Annotated in this window: 28 protein-coding genes; 15 read left to right on the top strand and 13 right to left on the bottom strand. The window is 60.6% G+C overall.

What is annotated here, in order from left to right:
- Positions 1 to 17 precede the first annotated feature (17 nt).
- The 8 genes from A6U86_RS18980 (at position 18) to A6U86_RS18945 (ending at position 6,932) form a co-directional block, all read left to right on the top strand.
- Complete coding sequence (locus A6U86_RS18980) at positions 18 to 563, top strand: 3-hydroxyanthranilate 3,4-dioxygenase (RefSeq protein ID WP_068394354.1); 546 nt, start codon at positions 18 to 20, stop codon at positions 561 to 563.
- Between the two features lie 67 nt (positions 564 to 630).
- Positions 631 to 1,800: an ABC transporter substrate-binding protein gene (locus tag A6U86_RS18975; protein ID WP_068394353.1), complete on the top strand. Its 1,170-nt coding sequence runs from the start codon at positions 631 to 633 to the stop codon at positions 1,798 to 1,800.
- Positions 1,801 to 1,892: 92 nt separating this feature from the next.
- Positions 1,893 to 2,807, top strand: a complete 915-nt coding sequence (locus A6U86_RS18970) for a branched-chain amino acid ABC transporter permease (protein ID WP_068394351.1) — start codon at positions 1,893 to 1,895, stop codon at positions 2,805 to 2,807.
- A 2-nt stretch (positions 2,808 to 2,809) separates the two neighbouring features.
- Entirely contained in the window at positions 2,810 to 3,781 is a 972-nt protein-coding gene (locus tag A6U86_RS18965; RefSeq protein ID WP_244510005.1) for a branched-chain amino acid ABC transporter permease, read from the top strand.
- Positions 3,778 to 4,533, top strand: a complete 756-nt coding sequence (locus A6U86_RS18960) for an ABC transporter ATP-binding protein (protein ID WP_068394347.1) — start codon at positions 3,778 to 3,780, stop codon at positions 4,531 to 4,533. The genes A6U86_RS18965 and A6U86_RS18960 overlap by 4 nt, the downstream gene beginning before the upstream one ends.
- On the top strand, positions 4,527 to 5,228 hold the full coding sequence (locus A6U86_RS18955; protein ID WP_068394345.1) for an ABC transporter ATP-binding protein: 702 nt from the start codon (positions 4,527 to 4,529) through the stop codon (positions 5,226 to 5,228). Before A6U86_RS18960 ends, A6U86_RS18955 begins: the two co-directional genes overlap by 7 nt.
- Entirely contained in the window at positions 5,215 to 6,021 is an 807-nt protein-coding gene (locus A6U86_RS18950) for an aspartate dehydrogenase (protein WP_068394343.1), read from the top strand. Before A6U86_RS18955 ends, A6U86_RS18950 begins: the two co-directional genes overlap by 14 nt.
- 20 nt (positions 6,022 to 6,041) lie before the next feature.
- The gene (locus tag A6U86_RS18945; protein ID WP_068394341.1) at positions 6,042 to 6,932 is read left to right on the top strand and encodes an alpha/beta hydrolase; all 891 of its coding nucleotides are present in this window, start codon (positions 6,042 to 6,044) and stop codon (positions 6,930 to 6,932) included.
- Between the two features lie 61 nt (positions 6,933 to 6,993).
- Here A6U86_RS18945 and A6U86_RS18940 read toward each other — a convergent pair whose 3' ends face one another.
- On the bottom strand, positions 6,994 to 8,418 hold the full coding sequence (locus tag A6U86_RS18940; protein WP_141683748.1) for an NAD-dependent succinate-semialdehyde dehydrogenase: 1,425 nt from the start codon (positions 8,416 to 8,418) through the stop codon (positions 6,994 to 6,996).
- Positions 8,419 to 8,615: 197 nt separating this feature from the next.
- Complete coding sequence (locus tag A6U86_RS18935; protein WP_244510004.1) at positions 8,616 to 9,866, bottom strand: MFS transporter; 1,251 nt, start codon at positions 9,864 to 9,866, stop codon at positions 8,616 to 8,618.
- A 243-nt stretch (positions 9,867 to 10,109) separates the two neighbouring features.
- Here A6U86_RS18935 and A6U86_RS18930 point away from each other — a divergent pair, with 243 nt between their 5' ends.
- Complete coding sequence (locus A6U86_RS18930) at positions 10,110 to 10,997, top strand: LysR family transcriptional regulator (RefSeq protein ID WP_068394335.1); 888 nt, start codon at positions 10,110 to 10,112, stop codon at positions 10,995 to 10,997.
- Between the two features lie 98 nt (positions 10,998 to 11,095).
- On the opposite strand, the gene A6U86_RS18925 is transcribed toward A6U86_RS18930, so the two are convergent.
- The 6 genes from A6U86_RS18925 to A6U86_RS18900 all read right to left on the bottom strand — a co-directional run bounded on the left by A6U86_RS18925 (position 11,096) and on the right by A6U86_RS18900 (position 16,173).
- Positions 11,096 to 11,389, bottom strand: a complete 294-nt coding sequence (locus tag A6U86_RS18925; RefSeq protein ID WP_068394333.1) for a type II toxin-antitoxin system RelE/ParE family toxin — start codon at positions 11,387 to 11,389, stop codon at positions 11,096 to 11,098.
- Positions 11,389 to 11,643: a type II toxin-antitoxin system ParD family antitoxin gene (locus A6U86_RS18920; RefSeq protein ID WP_068394331.1), complete on the bottom strand. Its 255-nt coding sequence runs from the start codon at positions 11,641 to 11,643 to the stop codon at positions 11,389 to 11,391. The genes A6U86_RS18925 and A6U86_RS18920 overlap by 1 nt, the downstream gene beginning before the upstream one ends.
- Positions 11,644 to 11,758: 115 nt before the next feature.
- Positions 11,759 to 12,535, bottom strand: a complete 777-nt coding sequence (locus A6U86_RS18915) for a FadR/GntR family transcriptional regulator (RefSeq protein ID WP_068394329.1) — start codon at positions 12,533 to 12,535, stop codon at positions 11,759 to 11,761.
- 110 nt (positions 12,536 to 12,645) lie between these two features.
- On the bottom strand, positions 12,646 to 13,599 hold the full coding sequence (araH, locus tag A6U86_RS18910) for an L-arabinose ABC transporter permease AraH (protein ID WP_068394327.1): 954 nt from the start codon (positions 13,597 to 13,599) through the stop codon (positions 12,646 to 12,648).
- Positions 13,600 to 13,614: 15 nt separating this feature from the next.
- Positions 13,615 to 15,120, bottom strand: coding sequence for an L-arabinose ABC transporter ATP-binding protein AraG (araG, locus tag A6U86_RS18905; RefSeq protein WP_068394324.1), 1,506 nt, complete (start codon positions 15,118 to 15,120; stop codon positions 13,615 to 13,617).
- Positions 15,121 to 15,189: 69 nt separating this feature from the next.
- Positions 15,190 to 16,173 carry an arabinose ABC transporter substrate-binding protein gene (locus A6U86_RS18900; RefSeq protein ID WP_068394322.1) on the bottom strand — a complete coding sequence of 328 codons (984 nt, stop codon included), beginning with the start codon at positions 16,171 to 16,173 and terminating at the stop codon, positions 15,190 to 15,192.
- 365 nt (positions 16,174 to 16,538) lie between these two features.
- Between A6U86_RS18900 and A6U86_RS18895 the strand changes: the two genes are divergently transcribed.
- Both A6U86_RS18895 and A6U86_RS18890 read left to right on the top strand, forming a co-directional pair.
- A complete protein-coding gene (locus A6U86_RS18895; RefSeq protein WP_068394320.1) occupies positions 16,539 to 17,429 on the top strand; it encodes an aldose 1-epimerase in 891 nt (296 codons plus the stop codon).
- Between the two features lie 55 nt (positions 17,430 to 17,484).
- Positions 17,485 to 18,261, top strand: a complete 777-nt coding sequence (locus A6U86_RS18890; RefSeq protein WP_068394318.1) for an SDR family oxidoreductase — start codon at positions 17,485 to 17,487, stop codon at positions 18,259 to 18,261.
- Positions 18,262 to 18,362: 101 nt separating this feature from the next.
- Here the strand turns inward: A6U86_RS18890 and A6U86_RS18885 are convergent, their stop codons facing one another.
- From A6U86_RS18885 to A6U86_RS18875, 3 genes are read right to left on the bottom strand one after another with little or no spacing between them, the layout of a single operon-like run.
- On the bottom strand, positions 18,363 to 19,145 hold the full coding sequence (locus tag A6U86_RS18885; protein ID WP_068394316.1) for an SDR family oxidoreductase: 783 nt from the start codon (positions 19,143 to 19,145) through the stop codon (positions 18,363 to 18,365).
- Positions 19,146 to 19,171: 26 nt separating this feature from the next.
- On the bottom strand, positions 19,172 to 20,365 hold the full coding sequence (locus tag A6U86_RS18880; protein ID WP_068394314.1) for an aminotransferase class V-fold PLP-dependent enzyme: 1,194 nt from the start codon (positions 20,363 to 20,365) through the stop codon (positions 19,172 to 19,174).
- 2 nt (positions 20,366 to 20,367) lie between these two features.
- Positions 20,368 to 20,838, bottom strand: coding sequence for a RidA family protein (locus A6U86_RS18875; RefSeq protein ID WP_068394413.1), 471 nt, complete (start codon positions 20,836 to 20,838; stop codon positions 20,368 to 20,370).
- Positions 20,839 to 20,996: 158 nt separating this feature from the next.
- Between A6U86_RS18875 and gcvA the strand changes: the two genes are divergently transcribed.
- From gcvA to A6U86_RS18860, 3 genes are all read left to right on the top strand, one after another.
- Positions 20,997 to 21,932: a transcriptional regulator GcvA gene (gcvA, locus tag A6U86_RS18870; RefSeq protein ID WP_068394312.1), complete on the top strand. Its 936-nt coding sequence runs from the start codon at positions 20,997 to 20,999 to the stop codon at positions 21,930 to 21,932.
- A 139-nt stretch (positions 21,933 to 22,071) separates the two neighbouring features.
- Positions 22,072 to 22,746: a response regulator transcription factor gene (locus A6U86_RS18865; RefSeq protein ID WP_068394310.1), complete on the top strand. Its 675-nt coding sequence runs from the start codon at positions 22,072 to 22,074 to the stop codon at positions 22,744 to 22,746.
- On the top strand, positions 22,743 to 24,194 hold the full coding sequence (locus A6U86_RS18860) for a HAMP domain-containing sensor histidine kinase (RefSeq protein ID WP_068394308.1): 1,452 nt from the start codon (positions 22,743 to 22,745) through the stop codon (positions 24,192 to 24,194). The genes A6U86_RS18865 and A6U86_RS18860 overlap by 4 nt, the downstream gene beginning before the upstream one ends.
- Positions 24,195 to 24,245: 51 nt before the next feature.
- Here A6U86_RS18860 and A6U86_RS18855 read toward each other — a convergent pair whose 3' ends face one another.
- Positions 24,246 to 24,776: a chromate transporter gene (locus A6U86_RS18855; RefSeq protein WP_068394306.1), complete on the bottom strand. Its 531-nt coding sequence runs from the start codon at positions 24,774 to 24,776 to the stop codon at positions 24,246 to 24,248.
- The gene (locus A6U86_RS18850; protein WP_068394304.1) at positions 24,773 to 25,339 is read right to left on the bottom strand and encodes a chromate transporter; all 567 of its coding nucleotides are present in this window, start codon (positions 25,337 to 25,339) and stop codon (positions 24,773 to 24,775) included. The genes A6U86_RS18855 and A6U86_RS18850 overlap by 4 nt, the downstream gene beginning before the upstream one ends.
- A gap of 104 nt (positions 25,340 to 25,443) precedes the next feature.
- Here A6U86_RS18850 and A6U86_RS18845 point away from each other — a divergent pair, with 104 nt between their 5' ends.
- Positions 25,444 to 26,361, top strand: a complete 918-nt coding sequence (locus A6U86_RS18845) for a LysR family transcriptional regulator (protein WP_083196904.1) — start codon at positions 25,444 to 25,446, stop codon at positions 26,359 to 26,361.
- The last annotated feature ends 115 nt before the right edge of the window (positions 26,362 to 26,476 follow it).

Here is a 26,476-nt window from a genome sequence, read left to right as displayed (position 1 = left end):
AGAAGAGAGGAACGACGATGACCAGATTGAGCGCATTCAACCTTCAGAAATGGATCGACGAACACCGCCATCTGCTGCAGCCGCCGGTCGGCAATCAGCAGATCTGGAAGGACGGCAACCTGATGGTAACGATCGTCGGTGGCCCGAACCGGCGCACCGACTATCATGACGACCCGTCCGAAGAATTCTTCTACCAGCTCAAGGGCGACATGGTCCTCAAGCTCTATGACGGCAAGGAGTTCTATGATGTGCCGATCCGCGAAGGCGACGTTTTCCTGTTGCCCGCCCATATCCGCCACTCGCCGCAGCGCCCCCAGGAAGGCTCCATCGGCCTCGTCATCGAAGCGGTCCGCGAGGAAGGCGCTCTTGACGCAGTTGAGTGGTATTGCTTCGAATGCACAACTTTAGTGCACAGGGCCGAGGTCGATCTGGAATCTATCGTTGACGACCTGCCCCCGCTATATGCAAAATTCTACGCAGACGAGAAACTTCGCACCTGCCCGAAATGCGGGACTATCCACCCCGGCAAGATACCGCCGGAAGGCTGGGTGAAGCTGCAATAACCTCCGCCCTGGGAGAGGCGGAAGGAACCTTAAGAACAAATGCAATAACGACATAATGGGGAACCCAATGAAACTCAGGAACACGCTTTTTGCGCTGACCGTTGCGCTTGCCAGCGCGACGGCCGCGCTCGCTGCCGATCCGGTCAAGATCGGTGTCATCACCACCCTGTCCGGTCCCGGCGGCTATCTCGGCCAGGACGTTCGCGACGGCATGAAGCTCGCGATCGACATGGAAGGCGGCAAGCTCGGCGGCGTACCGGTCGAACTCGTCGTGGAAGACGACGCGAATAAGCCGGCTAATGGTCGGCAGATCGCCGAAAAAATGATGGGCGACGAAAAGATCAAGCTTTTGACCGGCATCATCTTTTCCAACATCGCGGGCGCCGTGGTGCCCGACGTCGTTGACGGTGGCGCGATCTATGTCAGTGCCAATGCCGCGCCTTCGAATCTCGCCGGCCCGGACTGCAACGCCAATTATTTCGTTGTCCCCTGGCAGAACGACTCGCTGCACGAAGCCTCCGGCATTGCCGCGAAGGAACTTGGCTACAAGCGCGCCTTCGTCCTGGCGCCGAATTATCAGGCCGGCAAGGACGCCCTGAACGGTTTCAAACGCACCTTTGGCGGCGAGATCGTCGGTGAGGTCTATACCCAGCTCGATCAGACCGATTATTCCGCCGAAATGGCGCAGATTCGCGCCGCCAAGCCGGATGTCGTCTTCCAGTTCCACCCTGGCGGCCTCGGCATTGCCTTCCTTCGCCAATATCAGCAGGCAGGCCTGCTCGGCCAGATCCCGATGGTGCTCTCGGAGCCGTCCAGCGACGCCGTCGTGCTGAAGAGCCTCGGCGATGCGGCCGTCGGCCTGAAGGTGACCTCGCATTGGAGCCCAGATTTTGACAACGCCGCCAGCAAAGAGCTGGTCGCGAAGTGGAAGGCGACCTATCCCGATCGTCCTCTGACCACCTACGGCACGCAGGGCTACGACGTAGCTCGCCTGATCGCATCCGCGCTGAAGGCAACCGGCGGTGTCGACGATATCGACGCTTTCCGTGCCGCCGTGAAGAAGGCCGATTTCCAGTCGGTGCGCGGCAAGTTCAGCTTCGGCTCGAACCAGCATCCTGTACAGGACTGGTATCTGCTCGAAGTCGTGAAGGGCGCCGACGGCGTGCCGACCACCAAGACGCTGCGCAAGCTTGTCGAAAACTACGGCGATATCCACGCCAAGGATTGCAAGCTTTAATCCGAACACAATGGCCCGGCGACGCCTCGCGCGCCCGGGCCATTGCGCTTTGGCTTCGATTCACGCCCGACGGAAGGTCGCTGGACCGCGCAATGACCCTTATCCTTGAACAATTGCTCAACGGCCTGCTCTACGGCGTCATGCTGTTTTTAATGGCCGCGGGGCTAACCCTCATCTTTGGCATCATGGGCGTCATCAATCTTGCCCATGGCTCGCTCTATATGGTCGGCGCTTTTGCCGGTGCCTGGGTGGCGAATGCCACCGGCAATTTCTGGCTCGGTCTGCCTGCCGCGCTGGTCGCTTCTACCGTCGTCGGCATCATCGTCGAGCTTGGCGTGATGCGCCGCCTCTATGAAAGAGACCATCTCGATCAGGTCCTGGCCACCTTCGCCCTCATCCTTATCTTCAATGAGCTGACAGTGCTGCTGTTTGGCCGGCAGCCGGTCTTCCTGCAGCTTCCCGACATGTTGTCACAACCGATCGAACTGCTGCCGGGGCTTCTTTATCCGCCCTTTCGCCTGCTGATCATCCTCGTCGGTCTGCTCGTGGCGCTCGGCCTCTATCTGTTGATCAACCGCACCCGCATAGGGATGCTGGTCCGCGCCGGCTCGACCAACCGCGATATGGTGCGAGCCCTCGGCGTCGATATCAAGCTGCTCTACACCCTGATCTTCGGACTGGGGTCGATGCTGGCCGGCCTTGCCGGTTTCATGATGGCCCCGATCGTCAGCGTTCAGGTCGGCATGGGTGAACAGATCCTGCTTGCCACTTTCGTCGTGGTCGTCATCGGCGGTGTCGGCTCCGTCAAGGGTGCCTTCGTGGCCGGCATCACGCTCGGCGTACTGGACACGGGGCTCAGAGCCTTCATGCCGGGATTGTTGCGTCACCTTATGGCTGGTCCCGATGCGGATGCGCTCGGTGCAGGCATCTCCTCCATGGGCATATACCTTTTGATGGCTATCGTGCTGCTCGTCCAGCCGAAGGGCCTCTTTCCGGCGAAAGGCTGACCATGCGCCGCCTCTTTCTTTATCTCGTGCTGATCGCCTGTCTCGCGGCCCTGCCATACGCGGCGCCCGCTCTCGGCCAGCCGGCGCTGCCAAGCCTTGTTGCGCGCGTGATGATCTACGCCATCGCGGCGGCAAGCCTCAACCTGGCGCTCGGCTCCGGCGGCATGGTGTCCTTCGGTCACGCTGCCTTCTTCGGCATCGGCAATTATGTCGTCGGCATTCTCTACTACCACCATGCGGAGGGCGTGCCGCTCTTCGGATTCATTCCAGGCACCGACCAACTGCTGATCACCATACCGGTCGCCATTCTCGTCTCGGGCCTGCTGGCGCTTGTCATCGGCGCGCTGGCGCTGAGAACAGGCGGCGTGCAGTTCATCATGATCACCCTCGCCTTCGCCCAGATGCTGTTCTCTTTCTTCGTCTCGCTCAAAACCTATGGCGGCGACGACGGCATTATCGTGCGCAACGCCAATACGCTGTTCGGGATTGGGCTGCGGGACAAGACGGTCGTCTATTTCGTGATCCTCGCCGTTGCCGTCCTCTATTTCGTCTGGCTGAACCGTGTGATCGGCTCATCCTTCGGCACCATGCTCGCCGGCATCCGGCAAAATGAGAAGCGCATGATCTCGCTCGGCATCGAGCCGTTCCGATACAAGCTCTTCGCTTTCGTGCTGTCAGGCATGGGCGCGGGGCTCGCCGGCGCGCTGATGGCGGTCTTCATGCGTTTCGTCAGCCCCGACACGCTCGCCTGGACCAAATCCGGCGAGCTTATGATCATGATCATCCTCGGTGGCGTCGGCACCTTCGTTGGCCCGATCTTCGGAGCAACCGCTTTCATCTTTCTGCAGACCTATCTGGCAAGCTGGACGGAACATTGGCAGCTCATTCTCGGCATCCTCCTGCTGGTCGTGGTGCTCGGTAGCAAGGGCGGCATCAATGGCGTCCTTGCCCGCTTTCGCAGGAGGGCAGCATGACGGTGATCCTTGAAACACAAGGCTTGGTGAAGCGCTTCGCCGGGCTGACGGCAACCGACAATGTCAGCTTCACACTCGAAGAGGGGCATATCCATGCCCTGATCGGCCCGAACGGCGCCGGGAAATCGACGCTCATTCACCAGCTCTGCGGCAACTTGCTGCCGAGCGAAGGCCGGATCCTCTTCGCCGGCCAGGATGTAACAAGGCTTGCACCCGCCGCACGCGTCGCCCTTGGGCTCGGGCGCACATTCCAGGTTACGAGCCTGCTCGGCGAATTCACCGTGCGGCAGAACATGGCCGTCGCCGTCCAGGCAAGGCTCGGCGGCAATTTACGCATTTTCGATCGCATGACGGCGCGCCGCGAGGTCTGGGAAGAGACCGATCAGCTGCTCGGCAAGAGTCCCCTCGGCAGGCGGGCCGACATCATTGTTGACGACCTCTCTCAGGGAGAGCGAAAGCAACTCGAGCTTCTGGTTTCGCTCGCCGGCCGACCGAAGGTCTTGCTGCTGGACGAACCGATGGCCGGTCTCGGCCATGCCGAAAGCCTTGATATGATCGAGGTGCTCAAGGGCCTGCGCGGCACGGTGACGATCCTGCTGGTCGAACACGACATGGATGCCGTCTTCGCGCTCGCCGAACGCATTTCGGTGCTTGTGTACGGGCGGATCATCATGACGGGAAGTGCCGAGGAAATCGCCGCCAGCGCCGAGGTGCGCGAGGCCTATCTCGGGAACGAGGACGAACTATGCTGAGCGTCGAGAGACTTCAAGCCGGCTATGGCCACAGCCAGGTGCTGTTCGATATTTCACTCGAGGTCGCCAAGGGCGAATGCGTGACGCTGATGGGGCGCAACGGCATGGGCAAGACCACGTCGATCAAGACGATCATGGGTCTCGTTCCCGCCCGCGGCGGCAGGGTAACGATCGGCGGCCATCCAATGACCAGGCAGCCGCCGGAACGTGTGGCCCGGCTCGGACTTGGCCTCGTCCCCGAAGGACGGCAGATCTTTTCGACCTTGACCGTGCGGGAAAATCTGGTGGCGACCGCGGCCAACCGCAAAAAATACGCCGACGGCTGGACGCTGGAGCGGGTGTATGAGTTGTTTCCCCGCATGCGCGAACGCGCCGAACAGGCCGCCGGAACGCTGTCCGGCGGGGAGCAGCAGATGCTCGCCATCGGCCGGGCTCTGATGACCAATCCATGGCTCCTGATCCTCGATGAGGCGACCGAGGGGCTGGCGCCCGTCATCCGCGCGGAAATCTGGAATGTCATTGGAAAATTGCGGGCGGCGGGCCAGTCGATCCTGCTCGTCGACAAGAATCTCGCCGTGCTGAAGCAGCTCGCCGACCGGCACTATATCATCGAGAAGGGGCGAAGCGTCTGGTCTGGCAACGGCGCCGATCTCGATCGGGATTACGAACGGGTGCAGGCTTATGTCGGAATCTGAAGCGATCTGTCTTGTCGGCTGGGGTGCGATCAACCAGCGTGTGGCCACACTTTTGGCCGAGCGCAACTCTTCTGTTGCAATCGTCGCCGTCGCCGTCCGCGATCCCGAACGTAAACGCGCCGACCTGCCCGCAGGGGCGCGGCTGATTGTAGAACCCGGCGACCTTGCCGCAACGGGCGCGACGCTGGTCGTTGAGGCGGCAGGGCGAGACAGCGTGCTACCCTTCGGCCGCGCAGCCTTCGCCGCCGGCATGGACTTTGCCGTCTCCTCGACCTCGGGCTTGATCGATGAAGCAGCACTTTCGGAGCTGGTAACCCTGGCAGAAGCGAAGGGACGGAAATTACTTGTGCCTCCGGGCGCGCTCGGCGGTGTCGATGCGCTGGCAGCAGCCTCCAGGCTCAATCTCACGGATGTTGAGCACCGCATCATCAAGCCGCCAAAGGCTTGGCGCGGGACGCCAGCTGAGACGCTCTGCGATCTCGACGCGCTACGGGAGCCCCTCGCCTTTTTCGAGGGATCGGCACGGGAGGCGGCCGATCGCTTTCCGCAGAATGCCAATGTCGCTGTCATCACCTCGCTTGCCGGCATCGGCCTCGACCGGACGCGGGTGACGTTGGTTGCCGACCCGAACGCTCGGTTCAATGCCCACGAAATCCGGGCCGAAGGCGATTTCGGCTTGCTCGAAATCCGCCTGCAGAACCGGCCTCTGGCGACCAACCCGAAGTCCTCGGAAATGACTGCACTCAATATTGTCAGACTGATCGAAAACCGGGCCGCCGGCCTCGTTCTTTGAGACCCCTTCAGGAGAAAATGATGAACCGTTTCGCCAGCGCGCTGATATCAGAGGGGACCTGGCCGCGAGAACGGCTTGATGTCGATTACAATGCGCGTGCCACCGTCGGTGACAATTTCCCTGAGGAAATGCGTGCCTATCGTGAGACCTCGGACGAGGTACGCGGTGACTGGCTCCGCTTTGCCGATATCATTTATGATCGCGAAAGCAATCAGACGCTCGACATTTTCGGACCCGAGACTGCCGACGGACTACGCCCCGTATTCCTCTTCGTTCATGGCGGCTATTGGCGGGCACTATCCAAGCACGATTCCGCGATGATGGCCGGAATGCTCGCCAAGGCCGGCATCATGACGGCTGTCGTCGATTATCGCCTTGCGCCGACCGTCAGCCTCTCCGAGATCGTCCGCGAAGTACGCAGCGCTCTCGCCTTCCTCTGGCAGAATGCCGGCCGCTATGGCATCGATCGCGACCGCATCCATATCGGCGGCAGCTCGGCTGGCGGTCACCTCACCGGCATGCTGCTGGGAGGCGGATGGCACGAAGAGTTTGGTGTCCCTGTAAACGTCGTCAAGTCAGCCCTGCCGATGAGCGGCCTGTTCGAGCTTGCACCGCTGGCCGCCAGCTTTCCGCAGGAATGGCTTTCGCTCGATGAGCAGCAGGTGGATAGTTTGAGCCCCATTCGGCATCTGCCACCGCTTGGATGCCCGATACTGGTGGTCTGGGCGGAGAAGGAAGCTCCGGGCTTCAAGCGCCAATCAACCGCATTCGCCGAGGCTTGGAGCGAACTTGGCTATCCGCTGCAAACGCTCGAAATATCCGGCCGCAATCACTTCGATATCCTCATGGAATTGCGAAGCGAAGAGACGGTTCTTTCTCAAGCGCTGCTGGCGATGATCAAAGGGCGCTGACCGCCATGCGCTCTCCCTCATCGGCGTCCCGCTAGCACGTGCCGATGGAAGAGACGCGCGCTCACTCTATGAGATGCGAGATGTTCTTGACGATCATATAGTGGAGGATACCCTCGCTTCCACCCTCGCGGCCAAGGCCGCTTTCCTTCACACCACCGAACGGCGTTTCGGCACGGGATGCTTCGAGTGTGTTGATCGAGACATTACCAGCCTCAAGGCACGTCACGATCCTGTCGACATTGGCGGCCGAACGGGTAAATCCGTAGGCCGCAAGGCCGAAAGGCAGTGAATTTGCTTTTTCAAGCGCCTCGTCGATGGAGCGGACCGGGTTGATCAGCGCCAACGGACCGAAGGGTTCTTCGCGCATCGCGCGGGCATCATCGGGCAGCTCGGCGATTGCCGTCGGGGCGAAGAAGTAACCGCGCCTTTCCAGCCTGTGGCCGCCACAAAGGATCCTGGCACCTCTCGCGCGACCATCATCGACCAGCGCCTGCAGCGCCTCGATGCGGCGGCCGTTGGCGACGGGGCCCATCTGCGTTGCCGGGTCGAGACCGTCACCGACTTTGATCGACTGAGCCTTTTCCACGAAAGCTTGGGTAAAGCGCTCATAGATGCTCTCATGGACGAAGAAGCGCGTCGGCGAGGTGCAGACCTGGCCGGAATTGCGGTATTTGCGGCTGGCACAGAGGATACCGGCCGCGACCGGATCGGTGTCATCGCAGACAATCACAGGGGCGTGGCCGCCGAGTTCCATCAGAGCCGGCTTCATGTGGCGGGCGGCAATCTCGGTCAGATGTTTGCCAACGGCGGTGGAGCCGGTGAAGGCGATCATCCGGATCTCGTGCCGAGGGATGAGGAATTCGGATATTTGCGCTGGAATGCCGAAGACGAGGTTCAACACACCCGCCGGCAGGCCGGCATCCTCAAATGCTTTGGCAATATGCATCACCCCGCTTGGCGTTTCCTCCGAAGCCTTCATGATGACCGAGCAGCCGGAGGCAATAGCGCCGGCAATCTTGCGCGCCGGCTGGCTCATCGGAAAATTCCAAGGCGAAAAGGCCGCGACAGGACCGATGGGTTCGTGAACGACGGTATAGCGGATGCCCGGCTCGCTCGGGATGACGCGGCCATAAAGCCTGACGCATTCGCCGGCATCCCATTCGAAGAACTCGCAGCCGCGAATGACCTCGAGCCGCGCCTCGGAAAGCGACTTGCCGTTTTCAACCGTGATCGATCGAGCGATGTCCTCCGACCGCTCGCGCATGAGCGCACAAGCCTTCAGGATAATTTCCGACCGCTTCCATGGTGAGGTGCGGCTCCAGCTGCGAAATCCATCGGCTGCAGCGGCCAGCGCATCCTCAAGATCCTGCGGCCCGGCAACGGCGACAGTTCCGATAATCTCCTCGGTCGCCGGATTGATGATCGGCAAGGTCTCCGCAGTCCTCCGCCAGCTGCCGCCGATGTAAAGTGGAACGTCAGCATTCATCGTCATCTGGGCACCTCCCCGCACGCGAAAAGAAACGAACTTTCAAGCCTGCCGGCTGGATGCCCCATGGATGCAATTCATTCGGTCATATAACAATCCACATAAATGGAATGAATTCATATCGATTTTGGATAAATTCCGCGACGCCTTGATGCAGTGGTTTGATGGCGGAGGCGAAGATGTATTCGCCTCTGAATTCAATTCGCCTGCGATGCCTGTTTCGTTTGGTTGTGCAGCAACGAAAGACCGAGAAGTGTCCCGAAGGCGACGATCGATATGGCCAGGGCCAGCCACAGGGCGGCGTGGGGACCCCAATACGTCATGATGGCGGTAAAGAGAGGCGGGGCAGCGGCATAGGAGAGATTGAGCGGCACCGCCAGCTGTGCCGATGCGCGGGCATAGGTATCACTGGGGAAGATCTGCAACGGCAGCGTGGCGCGGGTAACCGCGGTGACGCCGCTGGCAATGCCGTAGAGCAATGCGAAGAGCATGGCGCCGGCAAAGCTGCTGGTCAGGAGAAGGACGGCGAAGCTCAGCGGAAACAGGGCAGAGGCGACAAGGCCGGTCAGGAAGCCGGACCAGCGCCGGCCGCCGAGAAAATCGACCCCGCGCCCGGCCCATCGCGCAATGCCAATGAAGGCTGCGGCCGTCAACGCACTGGCGTGATCGAGGCCCGCTGCCTCGAACAGGATGATGATGGTGAGGGCAAATCCCCAGGTTATGAAGCCGTTGCCGGCAAAGCTCATGGCCAGTAGGAGGAAACTCGGCCTGTCGATGGGGGCGGGCTCGCTTGTCGCCTTAGCTGCCGATTGCTCCCGGGGCCGGCGTGCAAGCGTGAGCCAATGCAGCGGCATGCAGACAAACAGCATGGCTGCGGCATAGGTCAGGGTCGTCGTGCGCCAGCCCCATTGATCCTGCAAAAGTCCGGTCAGTGGCCAGACGATGGTGGAGGTCAGCCCACCCGCCAGAATGAGCACGCCGAGCGCCTGGCGTGCTTTTTCACCGGCGATCTCGGTTACCGCGATCTGCGCCGGTGTGGTTAGCATGCAGGCGCCGGCCAGGCCGAGAATGGTCCACGACAGGATATAGGACACCGGGCCATAGGCTAGGCCCATGATCAGCAAGCCGGCGGCGCCAAGAGGAGATCCGAAAGCCATGACCGGGCGTGCGCCGTGGCGCTCGAAGATGGTGCTCAGCGGCCAGGACACGATGGCCATGACGACAAGCATGACCGTCGGCCCTGCCATGACCATGGGGAGCGCCATGGCCAACTCTGCGGCCATTGCCGGGCCGGTGACCGCCGGCAGGTAGAAGGTCGCGCCCCAGCCGATGAGCTGGGTGAGTGACAGTGCCGCAACGACACGGGCTGTCGGCGAGCGGAACGGCATCCGGGCAATCGGTGCGGAACACACGATCAAGTCGCGATAGCGGTGTGGAAGGGAAGGCATCAGGAACCTTTGGAAACGAGTAGTTTTTTGTTTCCGCCAAAACAAGGAAAAGGCGGCGTCTTCCTCAATCGCCAAGAATAAAGAAATTAATGCTGCTTCGGTCCCCGCTCATGCTATGGCTCTGGCATTGGCGTGGATCTTCTCGAGCATATCGCTTATTCTGAGCGGCTTTATGCGCCAGCTTGTGCTTGATTTTCGGACGGCACTCAAACGAGGAATTTGAGGGGAGCTTGAGAAAAATTCATGCTGGAAAAGCATCGCATCTCCCTTAATGCCATCAGGGTATTCGCGATCGTAGCCCGCACCGGCAGCCTGACGGCCGCGGGCGCCGAACTTGGGGTTACATCCGGCGCGGTCAGCCACCAGCTCAGGAAGCTCGAGGATGAGCTCGGGGTGAACTTCTTCCACCGGGGCAACAACACCGTCTCCCTCACCGACCTGGGACTGCGGTTCTACCAGCAGGTGGCGCCGGCGATCGGGCTCATCGAGCGTTCGGCGGATGCCCTTTACCGCGATGAAAACGAGATCAGCGTCCACGCGACCACATCGCTCGCGCTGCGCTGGCTCATCCCGTCGCTTGATCGTTTTCGCACGCTCTGCCCGCAGGTGCGCGTTCGCGTGGAGACGAGTTCCGCGCGGGGCTTCCCGGTCGTTCCCGACTCCGATGTCAGCATCCGCTATTTCCGGGCGGCGGAAGCAGCCGAGGGCTGGGACTTTCTTGCAAGCGACCTGCGCCGTCCCGTCATTTCTCCGAGCTTGCTGGTAAAGGCCGCCAATCGTCGGGAAATCGCCATTTCAGACATACCGGCACTTCAATGCTCCGTCGGAAATTGGGACTGGAAGCTCTGGTGCGAAGCATCTGACATTCCGCTGTCGAGCCTTTCCCTCGCCCATGCTTTCGACACGGACGATGCGGCGCTGCACGCTTGCGTTGCCGGTCTCGGGACGGTGCTGGCACCGACGATTCTCACAGGCCGGGAAATGAAATCGGGCGCGCTTGTCATCCTGCCCGGATATAAGCCGGTCGAGACCGGAACATATCGCTACCAGCGCCGCTCCGAATCGAGAGCCGTCCGACAATTCTGCAGCTGGATGGATGCCGAAATGCGGAGCCTCGAAAGCGGCTCCTAGAGCCCTTTCGCTTTTCTTCGAATCGTGAAAGGGCTCTATCTCTTTGTTTTTACGCATTTCCGGACGGAAAACCGCTGCGCACTTTTGCTGGAAATGCTTTAGGCGGGATCGCCGATCCAGTCTTCATGTCCATGGCGTATTCTGATCACGAAAATGGCGCTGCTTTCTTCGATCCGGTAGACGACGAGATGGGCTTTGAATGGATGTATCCTGACCGGCGGCGAAATTTCTTCTCGCTCGCGTGCCATTCGCGGGCTTTCGGCAATCAGGTCCAGCACGGCGAAAAGCTCGTCATGGTAACGCCTGGCTTGAGCCAATCCAAACATGTGGACACCTTGCTCGGCGATCGCAATGACGTCCTCTTCCGCTGCGGCAGAAAGGATAAAGGCCATTATTTGCTGTCGCGCGTCGTTTCCGCACGCGTAACCGCCGCGGCAAAGAGCTCGTCCTTCGACCGGCTGCCAACGCCGCTGTTCAGACCATCGTCGACGAAGCGTTGCATGGCGGCAATCTTGTCACTGCGCGCCTGGTCCCGGCGAATAAGGTCGCGCACATAGTCACTGGCATTGGAATATCGCCCGGTCCTGGCTTGCGCCTCGACCCAATCCTTCATCGGATCCGGCAGGGATACGTTCATCGTGGCCATTCGAACCTCCATATTGCCTCCAAGCTAGCTGATTTTGGCAAAGTTTGTCAAATTCGCTTTGCCTGAGATGCACGGACGCAAATCGGGCCTCTGGCTGCTTGCAGGCGATCGCGGCCTAGTCCGACAGTTCCTTTGGCTTGGCAGCACGCAGGGCGTCGCTAAGCTCCATCCTGGCCGTTCCGATCAACTGCTCCATGGCGAAGCGAGCAGCGTCGGGGCGGCGCATGCGGATGGCATCGAGAACATCCTGATGCCGGGCGATCGCATATTCATGCGACTGGCTGGCCCGGTTGGTCAGACGGAAACTTGCAAGCAGGGCTGCGCGGATGGCGGTGGCAAATTGACGGAAAACCCAATTGCCGCTGGCATTGATGATGGCGGTGTGAAACTCCAGATCCGCCTGGCTCCATGCCTCGTTGTCGCGGGCATTGGCGGCGACCATATCCTCGAACGCCTCGGCGATCTGCGCGAGCTGCTTTGCGGTGGCATTGGCGGCCGCCTGTGCAGCGGCAGCGGGCTCGAGCACTTGCCGAGCGTCAAGCAGGGAATCGTAGAAGCTGCGATCATTACTGAGTGCCAGGGTCGCATCGAGAACCAGCGGATCCAGGTAATTCCAGTTCTCTCGCGGAAGCACCGTGGTGCCGGCCCGCGTGCGAGAGCGGACGATTCCCAGCGCCGACAGATATTGCATGGCCTCGCGCAGGCTGGTGCGGCTGACGCCGTAGACCTCGGAAAGCTCGGCTTCATTGGGAAGGATCGAGCCCTCCGCCAGAGCGCCCGAGACAATCTGCCCGATGAGTTTCTTCAGCAGTTCCTCGCGCACGCTGCGCTTTCCCTGCTCGGGCGCGCCGCCGCCCTGTGTCGTCCGCAACGACTCCAAACGCGTACTCATCACTTGCACTCCCTTCCGCTGACCCGGTGACGATCATGAGGCACGCCACGCCCAGGCATCAATGCGCAACAGCAAGTCCGCCAAGCTTCTCCCGGAGAATCTGATCCTGACTAGCGGGCGCGATGCCCTGCCGCCGACGAGCGCAGATTGTCAAGCAGAACGGCAATCAGCAGAATGCAGCCGCGCACCAGATATTGGTAGAAGGCCTGGATGTTGAGCAGGTTCATGACGTTTTCGGCGATGCCCATGATGAGGACGCCGACGATTACACCGGTCATCGCCGCGCGGCCGCCGGCAAGAGATACGCCGCCAAGCACACAGGCTGAGATGACGGAGAGTTCGAGCCCCGTTGCCGCATTTGGCTGACCCGAGGTGATGCGCGAGGCGAGCAGAATGCCGGCAATGGCGCAAACAAGGCCCTGCAATGCAAAGATCCAGATGCGCATGTTGACGACATTGACGCCTGCAAGCCGTGAAGCCTCGGGATTGCCGCCGATCGCCAGTGTATTCTTGCCGAAGACGGTGCGGTTCAACACGAAGCCGAAGACGATAAACAGCAGCCCCATGATCCAGATCGGCGTCGGCACGGTCAGGAAGCGCGACAGCGCCAGCTGGTAGAAGGCCGGGTCGTTGATGCCGACGGCGCGGCCATCCGAGGCAATCAGCGCAAGCCCGCGAACGATCTGCATCGTCGCCAGCGTGGTGATCAACGCGTTGATGCGGAATTTGGCAATCACCACGCCATTGATGACGCCGACGAAGCCGCCGCAGATCAGCGCGGCCAGCAGGCCAAGAGGGATGGAGCCTGTCGCATTCGACACCATGACGGCGACCATACCGGAAAAGGCGACGGTCGAGCCGACCGACAGATCGAAATCGCGCGAGGCCAGGCAGAACATCATCGTGCAGGCGACGATGCCGATCGTGACAACCGACTGCAGCAGGCCGAGCATGTTGCGTTCCGTCAGGAAGCTCGGAACGAAGAGCGAGACGATCACGAAGGCGATCGCAAAGATCACCACCAGACCCTGTTCGCCGAGAAGAATTTTTTTCACCGAGTTCATCATATCGTTCCTGAATTATAGTGTGCCGGCGGCATTCTTGTCGGGCAAAGCCGCGGTCAGAATGCTGCGCTCGTCGAAATCGGCCCGTGGGACATTGGCGGCGATGCGGCCCTGGCACATGACCATGATGCGATCGGAAATACCCATGACCTCGGGAAGCTCGCTGGAGATGACGACGATCGCCATTCCGCCGGCCGCCAGCTCGTAGAGGATCTCATAGATCTCCGACTTGGCGCCGACATCGATGCCTCGCGTCGGCTCGTCGATGACGAGCACCTTCACGCCCTGCTCCGAAAGCCACCGGCCGAGGATGACTTTTTGCTGGTTGCCGCCCGAGAGGTTGACGACGTCCTGCTTGCGGGAGGGTGTGCGAACCCTGAGCTTGGCGATGAACTGTTCCGCGACCGAAGCCTCTTTTTTGGCGTTCAACAGGCCGAAGGGCGAGAAATGCCGTCTTGAAGAGATCGCGATGTTCTCTTCGATCGACCGCCCCTGGATGATGCCGTCAAACTTGCGGTCTTCCGGGCAGAGAACCATGCCGGCGCTGATGGCAGCCTTCGGATTGTTGGGCGAAACCCCAACGCCATCGATGGTCACCGTGCCCTGGTGGCGATGGTCTGCGCCGTAAAGCAGCCGCGCCATTTCACTTCGTCCCGCGCCGATGAGACCGAAGAAGCCGAGAATTTCACCCTTGCGAACGGAAAAGCTGATCGGGTTGCGCAATTTGGAACCGGAGAGCGTCCTGACATCGAGACGGACATCGCCCAACGGCCGGTCGCGCCAACCCCAGATATTGCTGATCTCGCGGCCGACCATCTGCGCGATGATTTGCTCGCGCGTCGTCTTCGCAATGTCAGGGTGATGCGCCGCAAGCTTGCCGTCGCGAAGGACGGTCAGGCTGTCGCAGAGCCGGAAGATCTCATCCAGGCGATGCGAAACATAGATGATGACGGTGCCCTTGGCTCTCAGCCTGTCGATCAGGGAAAAGAGGATTTCGCTTTCGCGTGAAGACAGCGACGAGGTGGGTTCATCAAGCGCGATCACCCGCGCATCGACCATGACGGCCTTGGCGATCTCCACCATCTGGCGGGCGCCGATCGAAAGCGAGGAAACCTTGGCCGCGGGATCGACGTCGATGCCGATTTCCTTGAGCCTGGTGCGAACCGTCTCCACCAGGGTCTTGCCGTCGATGATGCCGGCCTTGCCGGGAAAACGTCCGAGCCAGAGGTTCTCGGCAACAGTCAGCTCCGGCACCAGCTGGAGTTCCTGGTGAATGACGATGACGCCGGCATGAAAAGCATCGCGGACGGAACTATAGTTCTGCTCCACGCCATCGATGACGATGCTGCCCGTATCCGCCGCCTGATCGCCGGAAAGCACGCGGATCAGCGTGGATTTGCCGGCGCCGTTTTCGCCCATCAATCCGTGTACCGCGCCCTTCTTCACGCCGAAGGAGACGTCGGACAACGCCTGGACCCCAGGATAGCCCTTGGAGATGCTCTTGAATTCGAGGAAATCCATCTTCGCTCCATCGAAAAAATACCCGGCGGCATACGCGCCGCCGGGACGACACTCATCTTGAGCAGATGATCATTCGATGCCGAGATCCTTGCGAACCTTCTCATAGTCGCCGCGCAAGGCAAGCGAGCCGGAGGTCAGCGTCAGCTTCGGCGGTTCTTTGCTGTTGGCGATCCAGTCATACATGTTCAGCGCCGTTTCGTAGCCGTGACGCTTCGGTGAAATGATGACCGTGCCGAAGAAGCCGGTTGCGGAAGGCTTCTTGAACTCATTGATTGCCGAATCGGCACCACCAATGCCGACCGCGATCACATTGGCCGCCGGAATGCCAACGGATTCAGAGGCACGCACGGCGCCAAGAGCCGCTTCGTCATTGAGGCCAAAAGCAACCCAGTATTTGACGTCGGCATGTTTGTTGAGAACCGTAGTGGCGGCATTGAGCGCGGCCTCGGTGTCGGTCTTTGCCTGCGGTGCATCATAGATGTTGGCGGCCGGGAAGCCCGCGGCCTTCAATACCGAGATCGCGCCCTCGACGCGGTCGACGGCCGTCGGCAGCTGGTCATAGGAGACGCGGATCGCGCCGACATTCTTCATGTCCCAACCGCGCTTCTTGACTTCGTCGACGATTGCCTGCCCGACGGTTTCGCCGATCTTCGTGGCGGAGATGCCCATATGCGGAACGTCTTCCAGCGGCTTGCCCTGGGCATCGACCAACCGGTCGTCCACCGTCATGAGCTTCAGCTGATTGGCTGCGGCCTTGGCGACGATGCCCGGCCCAAGCTTGACGTCCGGCGTGCAGACGATGAAGCCTTGAGCGCCCTGCGCACCGAGATTATCGATCGCCGACTGGACCTTTTCGCCATCTTCGGCGCCGATCTTGACGAGCGTAAAGCCCTTTTCCTTGGCGGCCTGGTCAGCGAATTTCCATTCGTCCTGGAACCAGGGCTCCTCGGGCTGCTTCACGATGAAACCGATCTTGACGTCCTCCGCAAAAGCGGAGCCGGCAGCCAGAACGGCAAAGGTGCCGGCAAGGATTGCCGCTTTGAAAAAGCGCATGATCTCTCTCCCTTTGTTTGCGCGTCCCCATCCATCTCCTGGGGAACCGCTCGACTTCCCTAAGTTATATTGTAATACGATTCAATTATTTGTATAACAATTAAGCCGTACCTGCAGTCCACTGGACCCGAAGCCTTGAATATGAAAAAACATCATACCAGTCAATATTTGTGTATGATTTTTATATCGATACCGCAGCTTATATCTGTACGATATCATTATGAACGTGCGATTCATGGGGAATTGCGGATGAAATCCGTGAAAAATTGGAAGAATAGAGAAAATAAATCATATATATCGGTGCCAAACTGGATATCGATCCATTCGGCACCGGCTTTGATTTGCGAGAGGAAGGCAATCGCTTAGTGGCCATTATCGATTTGCAGAACGGCGCACTTTCAGCGCGCATATCAACTTCCGGCGGCATGTTGCTTGACTATTCCTGGATGGTGGATGGCAGCAGGATCGCCCTATTGAGGCCCGCGGATGATGCCGATCCGTCATCTTCTGCCTGCTACCCCCTCGTGCCTTTCGGCAATCGCGTGAGAAACAATCACTTCGTATTCGAGGGACGCGACTATAACCTTCGACCGAACACGGCTTCGGATCCCCATTATCTGCACGGCGATGGCTGGCGGACAGAATGGTCTGTTCTGAACCGCAGCATGGACGAATTGCAGATCGGCTTTCTTCACCCGGAGGGCGATACGCCCTATGGCTACGAGGCAAAACAGACCATAACCCTCTCATCCCACGGGTTGACGCTTCATATGAGCGTCAAGAACACCGGCAAGGACACGCTGCCCTTCGGGCTGGGCTGGCATCCCTATTTCCCGCTCACCCCTGAAACGACCCTCCTTGCACCAGCACAGCGATTCTGGACGGAGACCGAGGGCTGGCTGCCGGGAGAGCGCGCCGACATTCCTGCCGATCTCGATTTCTCCAAGCCTTCGCCGCTGCCGCGTCGCTGGGTCAACAACGGTTTCGAGGAATGGAGCGGCAAGGCGGAGATCATCTGGCCGGAGAGACATGCCAGCCTGCGACTGACTGCCGACACATCGGTCAGGCATGCATTCATCTTCATCCCCGACAAAAGCTTCAACCCGAGTTTTCGCGAGGATTATTTCTGTTTCGAGCCGATGACCCATATCGCAAACGGTCATAACCTTCCCGACCTGGGAGACTTGAAGATCCTGCGACCGGGGGAAATCCTTGCGGGATCGATCCACCTGCAGCCGCAAAGATATCCGGAATAATTCGCGACCGGATCACCACCCGGATTGCCGGGCCAAACTGAAAGAGGAATGCCGAATGCCAAATCGCCTTTCTGGAAAACGCGTCTTCATTACCGGAGCCGCCCAAGGGATCGGGTTAGCCATCGCCGAGGCTTGTGCAGCCGAGGATGCCAGCATCTTCCTCATCGACCGCGACGAGACCCTTCTGCAGCAGGCGGCCGGCAAACTGAAGGAAAGCGGCGCCAGGCTTGGCTACCAGGCCGCCGACATTACCGATGCCGAAGCGGTGCGCGCAGCCGTGGCCAAAGCCGCCGGCGAGATCGGCAGCATCAACGCCCTGGTCAACAATGCCGGGGTCAACGTCTTTGCCGAACCGTTGCAGACGACGGACGAAGACTGGCAGCGTTGCTTCGACATCAACCTCAAGGGCGCCTGGAATTGCTGCCGGTCCGTCCTGCCTGACATGATCGCTCGCGGTGGCGGCGTCATCCTCAACATCGCCTCGACCCATGCCTTCACGATCATTCCGCACACCTTCCCCTACCCGCTCGCCAAGCACGCGCTTCTGGGCATGACCAAGTCACTGGGGATCGAATATGCGCCGAAGAATGTGCGCGTGAACGCGCTCGCGCCCGGCTATGTCGCCACGCAGAAGGCCGTCGATTATTGGAACAGCTTTCCCGATCCGGAGAAGGCTAAGGCGGAGACGATGAAGCTGCATCCGGGTGGGCGCATCGCATCACCGCAGGAGATCGCGCTTGCAGCCGTTTTCATGATCTCGGACGAATGCCCGTTCATGAATGCCACGAGCCTGACCGTGGACGGTGGCCTGAGCGTGCTGCATCATCAATGACCGCATAGGGAAGCGCTCTGCCTGCCCACGTCACCGCGGACAGGCGATTGAGCAAGGCGACCGGGCCTGCGAAGAAGAGGCTCGGGCGACGGCGAGCGCTTTCATCCCAATGTCGAATTGAAGGCGCCACCGTCAAGCAGAAGGTTCTGCCCGACAATAAAGCCCGAATACTGGCTGCAGAGGAACGCGGCGGCGGCGCCGAACTCCTCCTTGGTGCCAAACCGGCCGGTCGGGTTGGCGGCATGGGCTTCAGCACGGGCCTGCTCGATGGAAATGCCTTTTGTTTCCGAGGTCTTCTCCAGCAATCCCCTGATCCGATCGGTCTCATGCGAGCCCGGTAGCAGGTTGTTGATGATTACGCCGTGGCGCGCCACCTGTCGTGCCGTTCCGGCCACAAAACCGGTGAGACCGCCGCGAGCGGCATTCGACAATCCAAGCTGGGGAATGGGCGACTTGACCGAGCCGGAGGTAATATTGACCACGCGGCCCCATTGGCGCTCGATCATGCCGGGCAGGATCGCGTTCATCAGGTAGATCGGCGTCAGCATATTGGCATTGACCGCGCTCAGCCACTCTTCCTCGCCCCAATCCGACCAGAGGCCCGCGGGCGGACCACCAGCATTGTTGACCAGGATATCCGGTTGCGGTTCGGCGGCCAGAAGCTCCTTGCGGCCTTCCTCTGTCGTGACATCCGTCGCAACGATCTGCACCTTGACGCCATAGGTATCGGCAATCTCCCTTGCCGTCGCGCGCAACACGGATTCCGTGCGCGCATTCAACGTCAGGTCGACGCCCGCTTCCGCCAGCTTCTCGGCAACGCCACGACCGAGCCCCTTCGAGCTCGCGCAGACAATTGCCCGCTTGCCCCTGATTCCCAGATCCATCCTGTCTTCACCTGTCCTTTTTTCCGTCAAGCCGCCCGCTGCGCGAGAGCAGCAATATGGTCGCAAAGACGGTCGATTTCATCCGTTGTGTTCAGATAGCTCACCGACGCACGCGCAATCTCGGTAAGGCCGCGCGCAGTCATGTCAAGCGGAGTGTAAGGTATGCCATTTGCCGCAATTGCAATCTGTTTTTCCGCAAGCTTGCTGCGAATAGTCTGCGGCGCAACGCCGGCCACGGTAAATGAGACCAGTCCCGATTTCTCGGTCCCGAGATCCTGGACAGTGACACCGGGAATAGAGCCGAGCTGATCCCGCAACTGCCCGGAAAGATCCTTGATCCGCTGGCGGATGACATCGACGCCGAGGTGGCGCGCCTGCTTCAGCGCGGCCCCCAGCCCCAGCAGCAACGCAATGGGCTTTTCGCTTGTCTCGAAGCGCTGTGCATCCGTCCGCACATTGGGTCCGTCCTCTCCCCATGATGACGAAAGGACATCGAGATAGGCTGGCTCCAGTTTCTCCAGGAATGCCTTGCGCAGATAGAGAACTGCAACGCCGCGCGGTCCGCGCAGAAACTTCCGGCCCGAGCCCTTGAGCATGTCGCAGCCAATGGCGCCAACATCCACGGGAAGCTGGCCGAGCGCCTGCGCCGCATCGATGAAATAGGGAACGCCAGCCGCTCTCGTCACCTTGCCGATGGCAGCCGCATCGTTGATGAGCCCGCCATTGGCCGGAAGCCATGTCAGGGCAACAAGACGAACGCGATCGTCGATCATATTGGCGAGGGCACTGGCATCCACGCTGCCGTCTTCGTTGGCGGGAATGGTCTCGATGCGCGCCCCTGCCCTTCTGGCCGCCGCCTGCATGGTCGATAGATTGCCGCCCCATTCCTGACGGCCAACCAGAATGCGATCACCCGCAACGAGTGGCGGCAGAGCGGCAAAGGCCAGGCCCCATGCGGCGGATCCGCTGCTGGCAAAGGCAATTTCAGCAGACGTCGCGCCAACCAGGCCGGCAGCATCCGCCCTCACCTCATCGATGAGGCCCGCAGCATTGACTGCTGCTTCCATCGGGCCATGAAGCGACTCACGTCGCAGATGTTCCGTCGCGGCCGCCAGCACAGCATTCGAGGACAATGAGGAGCCCGCATGATTGAAATGCGTGCCGGTGGCACAGCCCGGCGTTTCCGAGCGCAGCTGTTCGATATCGAGCGTTTGGGCCACCGTCAGCCCTCCAGCTCGACAAGCGCGTCGACTTCGACCGCGACACCGCGGGGCAACGAGCTGACGCCGACGGCGGCACGGCTATGACGTCCGGCATCACCGAACACGGCAACCATGAGATCCGATGCACCATTGGCGACCTGCGGGTGCTGGTTGAATTCAGGCGTTGCAGCCACAAAAACACCCAGGCGAACGATGCGACGTACGCTGGCGATCGCTCCATCCGTTGCGGCCGCAATCTGGGACAGCACGTTGATTGCCGCGATCTCTGCGGCCCTGCGGCCTTCATCAATGGAAACAGGGGCACCGACAATACCGAGCACGGCATTCTCGTCATCAATACGGCTGATCTGTCCCGATATGCTCAACAGATTGCCCGCACGGACAAACGACACGTAATTGGCAACCGGCACCGATGCGACCGGTAGTGTGTGGCCAAGGGTTGCAAGCTTCTCCGCTATGGTGGCTAACATCATCATCTCCTGCTGTCTCTCCGGCGGTATTATCGGCCGCACTGCCCTGACAGATCCAATTCAAAACACCGACTTCACTGATCGATCTGGCTAATGTCTGATCAAGTCGATAGACTGATGGCCGACCCAATCACATGCCCACGAAAGCATTGAACCGAATGCGTTCCTCCACCACCTTGCCGCCATTACAGGCGCTCCGAGTCTTTGAGGCCGTCGCGCGGCTGATGAGCTTTCGGCGGGCCGGCGAGGAACTGCTCATCACGCAAAGCGCGGTCAGCCATCACATCCGCCAGCTGGAGGAGTTTCTCGGTCTGCCGCTGTTCGTACGCAAGGCACGCAGCATTGCTTTGACTGCCGAGGGCGAGGAGTATCGCACGCGAACCGCCGATGCATTGCGCCTGATCACGGCCGCCACCTCGGACCTGCGCAGCAAGAGCGGGCGCAATGTGGTCCGCATCAGCCTGCTGCCTTCCTTCGCCGCAAACTGGCTCGTATCGCGCCTGCACAGATTTCAAACTCGCCATCCGCACATCGATCTCGAGCTTGACCCGTCGCTGCGTGTCGCCAATGTCGCGGCCGGCGAGACCGATATCGCCATTCGCTATGGCGACGGAAGCTGGGCCGGAGTCGATGCCCGGCTGCTCATGGCCGAACAACTTAGCCCCGTGGTCAGCCCGATGCTCCTGCAGTCGGGTGGGGCCATCGTGACGCCGCAGGATTTGCTGCGCCATACCTTGCTGTTCGCCAAGAAACCTGTCGACTGGCAGGTCTGGGCCTCCGCCGTGGGGCTGGATCTCTCTCAGGCCCGCAGCATTCAACTCACCGACTACAACATCACCCTGCAGGCGGCGCTCGACGGCCAGGGCATCGCGATAGGACGCATGCTGCTCATCCCCGATCACTTGCGAACCGGACGCCTGGTACAGCCGTTTCCGCAGACGATCACCTCCACCAGAACAGCGCATTGGCTGGTGACACAGAAAGACCGCAAGATCGCTCCCGCTGCCCAAGCCTTCATCGATTGGCTGATCTCTGAAACCGAAGCCGCGGTTAACCAGAAAAATGCAGAGGCCAGCAAGGACGGGCAAATCTGATGCAGATACCCACGCATCGAGCCCCTCCTCCGGCTCCGCCGCGAAGCAGCCAGGCATTTGTAATGCCGATGCAATGTTTGGATTCTAGAACCACTGCCTTTGTGGAACCGCCGCGAACCAAGGTCAGGCAAGACATCCCATGCGCATCCTGCTAGTCGAGGACGAACCGGAAATGGCCTCCGTGCTGAAGACAGCATTGAAGCGCCAGGATCTCGTGGTGGACCACGCCTCCAACCTCGCCGACGCAGAAGCCATGGTTCGCTTCGGCGCCTATGACGCCATCGTTCTCGATAGACGCCTTCCGGATGGCGAGGGCCTATCCTTGATCCCTCGGCTGCGGGCGCTGAATATCGAGGCTCCGGTGATTGCGCTCACGGCCATGAGCGGGCTGCGCGAGCGTATCGCCGGGCTCGATGCCGGTGCGGACGACTATATGGGCAAACCCTTCGCCAGCGAAGAACTTGTCGCTCGGCTCAGAGCCCTGCAGCGGCGTCCCTATATCCGGCGGGCGGATCAGACTGTCGTCGGCCGTCTTACCTATGATTTCCGTCATCGCGAGGCGCTGATCGACAATCAACCCCTGGACCTGCCGCGTCGTGAGCGCCTGGTGCTGGAAACGCTGATCCGCCGGCCCGGCCGCACCATCATGCGCAACATGCTCGAGGAGGCGGTCTATGCGCTGGACGACGAGATCGGCTCCAATGCGCTCGATGCCCATATTTCCCGGCTGCGCCGCAAGCTGGACGATGTCGCTGCCGGCATTGAGATCCGCGCGGTTCGCAATCTCGGCTATCTGTTGCGAGCCGCGACATGAAGCCGGCACGCGCCCGCTCCCTGCAATGGATCCTGGTGTGGCGGCTGATCCTGCTCCAGGCGGCGATGCTGGTTTTCTTCATCATCCTGCTGATCGTGGTGCTATCCGTGGTCAAACCGCGGCTCATGGTCGACAATGAAGCAGCCGTTACCGCCATTGTCGGCGCGATCGATCGCGACAAGGCTGGCAGGCTGATCGTGAACGACACCAGCGAACTTGCGCAATTTCGCGCCGAACATCCCAAGGTCTGGTACGTCATTCACGATGCCACGGGCCAGACTGCGCGCGTGGGCGCGGCCCCGCCCGACTATGATCGCGAAATTGGGGGCCTGCTTACCGCCGTCGACCATGCGAGTATCGGCTTTGCGGGCAAGCATGACGGGCAGGAAATGCGCCCGGAAGCCCTTGTCCAAAAAGTCGATACCAAGGTTGGGACCGTCCAGGTCGTCACCTCGACATTCTTTTCACGGGCCGACGCAGAAGGCTTCGACATCAGCATTACCGCCATCGTCAACCTTGCCCGCAAACCGGACGGCACCGTCGACTGGGCCCGGGTCTTCCCTGGCCTGTTGTTCTTCCTTGGCATCGTGCTTTTGCCGATCATCCTGGCCATGGGCGTAACCACCCTGATGACGACGCCGGCCGTCGTGCGTCGATCGCTTGCGGGCCTGGTTGGCACCGCCGACCAGGCGGCACGCATCGACTTCAAGACGCGCGCGATGCAATTGCCGGTCAGGAATGTGCCTCAGGAGATCGTGCCGCTGGTCCATGCGTTCAATCAGGCTCTGACCCGCCTTGCCCAGGGCATCGACAGTCACAACCGCTTCCTGACGGATGCTGCCCATGAACTTCGCACGCCCATCGCCATCCTGCGCACACGCGCCGAATTGCTCAAGGAGGAGCCTGAGAGCCTGCGGCTGCGGCAGGATATCGAACGCCTCTCCCATCTGGCGCAGCAATTGCTGGATCATCAATCGCTGGAGCGCCCGACGGACCATCGAGAATTGATCGATCTTGTCGATCTTGCCGGCCGTGTTGCCGCTGATTTCGCGCCGCTGGCGATCGAGGCCGGCTACGATCTCGCTTTCGAGCCGCCGCAAGGCCGGGTGGACGTCGAGGCCAATGAACTCCAGATCGAGCAGGCACTTGCAAACATCATCCGCAACGCCATCGAACACGGCGGCGGCCAGGGCACAATTACCGTTGCGGTCGACCGGGATGGAGGCCTGGAAGTACAGGACGAAGGCCCGGGAATTCCGGTGGAGGAGCACGACAATGTCTTCGAGCCCTTCTACCGCCTGCATCCGCGCTCTCGCGGTGCGGGCCTTGGGCTCAATCTCTCGCGCCAGATCGCACAATTGCACGGCGGCAGCATCACCATCTTGACCGGCCCATGGAAGGGAGCGCGCGTGCGCATAAAACTCCCCTTGCTCCATAAGGCGGCATAGGCCGACGCACTCGCGCGAATATTCGCTGGCTCACCGTCGAGCCTCGATCCCTCAGATCTGCCCGAGACCGCTCAGCCCGATCAACGCTCCCGCTCCCAGAACGAACAGCGGATGTATGCTGGTCTTTGTCAGGACGATGGCGCACACGGCCGCGACTGCCGCGAGGACGAGATTGGGCGCCGAGGCCTCAGTGATGACTGCGGCGCTCGCCGTCACGAGGCCTGCGGTCATCGGCACCAGCCCGGATTGGACGATCCTGCGCCATGGCCGATCCTTGAAGCGGGTCCAGACATGCAGCGCGATGCCGGTGACGATCGACGAAGGGCCGAACTTCGCCGCCGAACTCACCAGCACGCCGGCCCATCCGGCGACATGCCAGCCGACCAGCGGAACCACCATCAAATTCGGGCCCGGAGCCGCCTGAGCCAGGGCGAAGAGGGCGCCGAACTCCTCGGCTGTCATCCAGTGATGGATGTCGACAACCTCGCGATGCATTTCCGGAAGAATGGAATTTCCACCACCGAAGGCGAGAAGCGAGAGCTGTGTGAAAATGGTAGCCAGATCAATCAGGTCGGATGTCATGCTTCCAACCTCCAGGTTGCCAGTATGCTGATGGGAGACAGCACCAGCATGGTCGGCAGCAGAGGAAGCTTGAGGACGGCGATCGCGATGAAACACAACACGGCGACGGCGATCGCCACAGGCCGCTTGCGAAGCGGCATGACGATCTTGATGGCCATGGAAATCAGAAGCCCCGCGGCCGCGGCAGCCAGGCCCGCGAACATATGCGTGACGTAGGGATTGTCGTGAAACTGGTCGTAAAAGATACCCATGGCGATGACGACCGCCGTCGGCGCCGCGATGAGACCGAACAGAGCAGCCAGAGCGCCGGCAACGCCTTGAAACCGCAGGCCGATGGCAACCGACATGTTGATGATGTTACCGCCGGGCAGGAACTGACAGAGCCCGAGCAGTTCGGAGAATTCCTCACCTGAAAGCCACTGGCGTTTCTCGACAACCATTCTTCGGGCAAGTGGCAGAACGCCACCAAAACCCGTGAGGCCGAGAGTAAAGAATCCCCAAAACAGATCCGTCACGGTGGGAGAGAGACGCTGGCTTTGGTGGGGAAGAGAAAGAGTATCCATGGATCGGCCTGTCTTTAGGTCACTGCGATACGGAGAATTTAAACTTCTCTCGCCTGCATGTCTAATATATGAATAATGCTAATTGCATACTTTCAGGATATGACATGATTGAGCTTCGACATCTTCGTTACGCCGTGACTGTCGCGGATGAGGGTCATATCACGCGTGCCGCCGAGAGGCTGGGCATCCAACAGCCGCCGCTTAGCCAGCAAATCCGAAATCTGGAGGATCTGGTCGGGGCGACGCTCTTCCAAAGATTGCCGCGCGGCGTGGCATTGACCGAGGCGGGACGCACATTCGTCGACCGCGCGCGCATCATTCTGCAAGACGTCGATCTTGCCGTGGAAGCAACGCGCCGCAATGCGCGCGGCGAGGAAGGCAGTCTGGCCATTGGCTTCACCAGCTCTGCCGCCTTCCATCCGCTGGTGACGACGGCGGTGCGTTCGCTTGGCGAGATCTCCCCCGGCGTGCGGATCAAGCTCGAGGAATCCAGCACCAGCGATCTCATCGAGGCGCTGCGGGCACAGCTGATCGACGTTGCATTCGTCCGCTCGCCGGTCGAGCAGTCGAAAGGACTATCCGTGTCCAAAATCCTCGATGAGGAGATGTTCGTGGCGCTGCCCGACAGTCATCGCCTTGTCGTCAAGGGAGCGAGACGCACGTCGCCGATCCAGCTGTCCGACCTGGCAGACGAGTCCTTCATTCTGTACCGGCGCCCGTCCGGTCCGGGATTTTACGATGCGATCATAGCGGCCTGTGGCCGCGCGGGATTCAGCCCGCAGGTCAAGCATGAAGCACCGCGCCTCATGTCGACCCTCAGCCTTGTGGCAGCGGGCCTTGGCATTTCGATCATTCCGAATTCGATGACGCGGCTTGAGACGAACGGCATCGCCTATCTGCCGCTGGATCGAAGGACACAGCTCGTAGCGCCCCTTCACCTTGCCCACAGGAGCGAGCCTTCGGGAGGCGCGCTAAAACTCTTTATCGAGATCGTCAGCCGCGCCGTGCCGGAGCTGGGATGACAATCGAAGGGCTGAATATGGGCCGACTTCGTCAGCTTGGCGCTTCCTGACTAGCTCGTTGACAGGGCCTGTCGGCGCGCCTGTCTTGCTCAGGGTGTTGCGCAAGCCAAATAAC

The organism is Rhizobium sp. AC27/96, assembly GCF_001692325.1.
GTDB lineage: Bacteria > Pseudomonadota > Alphaproteobacteria > Rhizobiales > Rhizobiaceae > Rhizobium.
Note: the sequence above shows the minus strand (reverse complement) of the source record. Positions and strands in the feature narration are given on the sequence as shown.

Excerpts from the sequence above, each read along its gene's own strand:
- A6U86_RS18975 (WP_068394353.1), top strand. The coding sequence starts at position 631 with ATGAAACTCAGGAACACGCTTTTTGCGCTGACCGTTGCGCTTGCCAGC.
- A6U86_RS18960 (WP_068394347.1), top strand. The coding sequence starts at position 3,778 with ATGACGGTGATCCTTGAAACACAAGGCTTGGTGAAGCGCTTCGCCGGG.
- A6U86_RS18920 (WP_068394331.1), bottom strand. The coding sequence starts at position 11,643 with ATGGCCACGATGAACGTATCCCTGCCGGATCCGATGAAGGATTGGGTC.
- A6U86_RS18875 (WP_068394413.1), bottom strand. The coding sequence starts at position 20,838 with ATGTTAGCCACCATAGCGGAGAAGCTTGCAACCCTTGGCCACACACTA.
- A6U86_RS18855 (WP_068394306.1), bottom strand. The coding sequence starts at position 24,776 with ATGACATCCGACCTGATTGATCTGGCTACCATTTTCACACAGCTCTCG.
- gcvA (WP_068394312.1), top strand. The coding sequence starts at position 20,997 with ATGCGTTCCTCCACCACCTTGCCGCCATTACAGGCGCTCCGAGTCTTT.
- A6U86_RS18965 (WP_244510005.1), top strand. The coding sequence starts at position 2,810 with ATGCGCCGCCTCTTTCTTTATCTCGTGCTGATCGCCTGTCTCGCGGCC.
- A6U86_RS18860 (WP_068394308.1), top strand. The coding sequence starts at position 22,743 with ATGAAGCCGGCACGCGCCCGCTCCCTGCAATGGATCCTGGTGTGGCGG.
- A6U86_RS18970 (WP_068394351.1), top strand. The coding sequence starts at position 1,893 with ATGACCCTTATCCTTGAACAATTGCTCAACGGCCTGCTCTACGGCGTC.
- A6U86_RS18865 (WP_068394310.1), top strand. The coding sequence starts at position 22,072 with ATGCGCATCCTGCTAGTCGAGGACGAACCGGAAATGGCCTCCGTGCTG.
- A6U86_RS18935 (WP_244510004.1), bottom strand. The coding sequence starts at position 9,866 with ATGCCTTCCCTTCCACACCGCTATCGCGACTTGATCGTGTGTTCCGCA.
- A6U86_RS18845 (WP_083196904.1), top strand. The coding sequence starts at position 25,444 with ATGATTGAGCTTCGACATCTTCGTTACGCCGTGACTGTCGCGGATGAG.
- A6U86_RS18980 (WP_068394354.1), top strand. The coding sequence starts at position 18 with ATGACCAGATTGAGCGCATTCAACCTTCAGAAATGGATCGACGAACAC.
- araH (WP_068394327.1), bottom strand. The coding sequence starts at position 13,599 with ATGAACTCGGTGAAAAAAATTCTTCTCGGCGAACAGGGTCTGGTGGTG.
- araG (WP_068394324.1), bottom strand. The coding sequence starts at position 15,120 with ATGGATTTCCTCGAATTCAAGAGCATCTCCAAGGGCTATCCTGGGGTC.
- A6U86_RS18930 (WP_068394335.1), top strand. The coding sequence starts at position 10,110 with ATGCTGGAAAAGCATCGCATCTCCCTTAATGCCATCAGGGTATTCGCG.
- A6U86_RS18955 (WP_068394345.1), top strand. The coding sequence starts at position 4,527 with ATGCTGAGCGTCGAGAGACTTCAAGCCGGCTATGGCCACAGCCAGGTG.
- A6U86_RS18850 (WP_068394304.1), bottom strand. The coding sequence starts at position 25,339 with ATGGATACTCTTTCTCTTCCCCACCAAAGCCAGCGTCTCTCTCCCACC.
- A6U86_RS18915 (WP_068394329.1), bottom strand. The coding sequence starts at position 12,535 with ATGAGTACGCGTTTGGAGTCGTTGCGGACGACACAGGGCGGCGGCGCG.
- A6U86_RS18885 (WP_068394316.1), bottom strand. The coding sequence starts at position 19,145 with ATGGATCTGGGAATCAGGGGCAAGCGGGCAATTGTCTGCGCGAGCTCG.
- A6U86_RS18900 (WP_068394322.1), bottom strand. The coding sequence starts at position 16,173 with ATGCGCTTTTTCAAAGCGGCAATCCTTGCCGGCACCTTTGCCGTTCTG.
- A6U86_RS18940 (WP_141683748.1), bottom strand. The coding sequence starts at position 8,418 with ATGAATGCTGACGTTCCACTTTACATCGGCGGCAGCTGGCGGAGGACT.
- A6U86_RS18925 (WP_068394333.1), bottom strand. The coding sequence starts at position 11,389 with ATGGCCTTTATCCTTTCTGCCGCAGCGGAAGAGGACGTCATTGCGATC.
- A6U86_RS18950 (WP_068394343.1), top strand. The coding sequence starts at position 5,215 with ATGTCGGAATCTGAAGCGATCTGTCTTGTCGGCTGGGGTGCGATCAAC.
- A6U86_RS18945 (WP_068394341.1), top strand. The coding sequence starts at position 6,042 with ATGAACCGTTTCGCCAGCGCGCTGATATCAGAGGGGACCTGGCCGCGA.
- A6U86_RS18890 (WP_068394318.1), top strand. The coding sequence starts at position 17,485 with ATGCCAAATCGCCTTTCTGGAAAACGCGTCTTCATTACCGGAGCCGCC.